Below are 1,597 nucleotides of genomic sequence, written 5' to 3'. Positions count from 1 at the left end.
CGCGTCAAGCGCCTGGCGGAAGAGGAACTCGGCCTGCCGTACCTGCGGATCGAGACCGATTACTCGCCGTCCGACTCGGCCCGCATCGCCGTCCGCGTCGAAGCGCTCTACGAAACCGTCCGCGCCGCCACGCCGTAACCCGGGAACCGTTCGGCCCGGCGCCGGGGCCGGACCCGCGCCGAAAGGGGACTCGATGAAGACCCACGCCGGTATCGGCCTGAAAGACGTCCAGGCCGTCTACGACGGGCCCGAGGGCGACCTCTGGGAACTCGTCATGGGCGAGCAGATTCACATCGGCGGCTTCGCCTCCTCGATGGACCTGGCGGAGAAGGCGAAGATCGCCGCCGGCTCCAGCGGCGTGGACCTCTGCTGCTGCAACGGCGCCGGCATGCGGTTCCTCGTCCGATTCCGCAACGTCCAGCGGATGACCGGCGTGGACGCGACGCGCACGGTCGTCGAGCGAGGCCGGGCGCGCACCAAGGCCGAGGGACTCGACGGCCGAATCCGGTTCGTCCTCGCCGACGTCTGCTCGAGCGGCCTCGAGGACTCCAGCGCCGACTTCGTCTGGGGCGAGGACGCCTGGTGTTACGTCGTCGACAAGCCCCGCCTCATCGCCGAGGCCGCACGCATCGTCCGGCCCGGCGGCGCCATCGCCTTCACCGACTGGGTCGAAGGGCCTGCCCGCCTTACGGACAAGGAGGCCGACCGCTTCCTGGCGTTCATGAAGTTCCCGAACGTCCAGGACCTGAAAGGCTACAACGACCTTCTGGCGAAGAACGGGTGTAAGGTCGAGACGGCCGCCGACACCGGCCGATTCGCGCCCTACGCGGACCTGTACCTGGGGATGCTCGGCAAGCAACTGACGTACGACGCCCTGAAGATCATCGGGTTCGACGCGAACCTGATGCAGGCGATGGCCGGGGAGATGCAGTTCATGCAGGGCCTTGCGCACGGCGGCAAGATCGCCCAGGGGCTTTTCGTCGCCCGCAAGGCGCAATGAAGGGGACCCGCGTGACGACCGTCGTCTATAGTTCGCCCTTCGTGCCTGCGGAGTGGATCGCGGCCCACGGGGCCCGGCCGAAACGCATCCGGCCGGACGCCGCCGCCGCGGCACGATCCGCCGCGCCCGTCGCCGGCATGTGTCCCTACGCGCGGGCGCTGGCCGGCGAGGCCATGGCCTTGCGCGACGGCCAGGTCGCCGTCTTCACCACCACCTGCGACCAGATGCGCCGCGCCGCCGAGTGGACCGCCCTCGAAACGCCGGCGCCCGTCTTCCTCTTCAACGTGCCCGCCACGCACGGCACGCCCGCCGCCGCCAGGCTCTACCGCGACGAACTCCATCGGCTGGGACGTTTCCTCGCGCGCCTCGGCGCGAGCGAACCCGCGCGCGAAAAACTCGCCGACGTCATGGAGTCCTACGATGCCCGCCGCCGCGAACTTCGCGACGCGCTCGGCATCCTGGCGCCCCGCGAGGCCAGCGAGGCCATCGCCGCGTTCGACCGGGATGAGCGGCCGCGCCTTCAAGGCGAGCGCCGCTCGCTGCCGCACGGCATCCCGGTCGCGGTGGTCGGTGGGCCGCTCATGCGCAACGACGCGC

General features: G+C 70.6%; 2 protein-coding genes. Both read left to right on the top strand.

Translation table 11 applies throughout. From position 1 onward, the window contains the following. Positions 1-193 precede the first annotated feature (193 nt). Positions 194-1,000 (top strand): methyltransferase domain-containing protein, encoded by an 807-nt coding sequence (locus NTX40_03895; GenBank protein MCX5648229.1) that lies wholly within the window; start codon positions 194-196, stop codon positions 998-1,000. An 11-nt stretch (positions 1,001-1,011) separates the two neighbouring features. Beyond that, a partial coding sequence (locus NTX40_03890; GenBank protein ID MCX5648228.1) for a 2-hydroxyacyl-CoA dehydratase family protein occupies positions 1,012-1,597 on the top strand: 586 nt, incomplete at its 3' end.

This window comes from Planctomycetota bacterium, from assembly GCA_026387035.1.
GTDB lineage: Bacteria > Planctomycetota > Phycisphaerae > FEN-1346 > FEN-1346 > JAPLMM01.
This window is presented reverse-complemented; position numbering and strand designations above follow the sequence as displayed.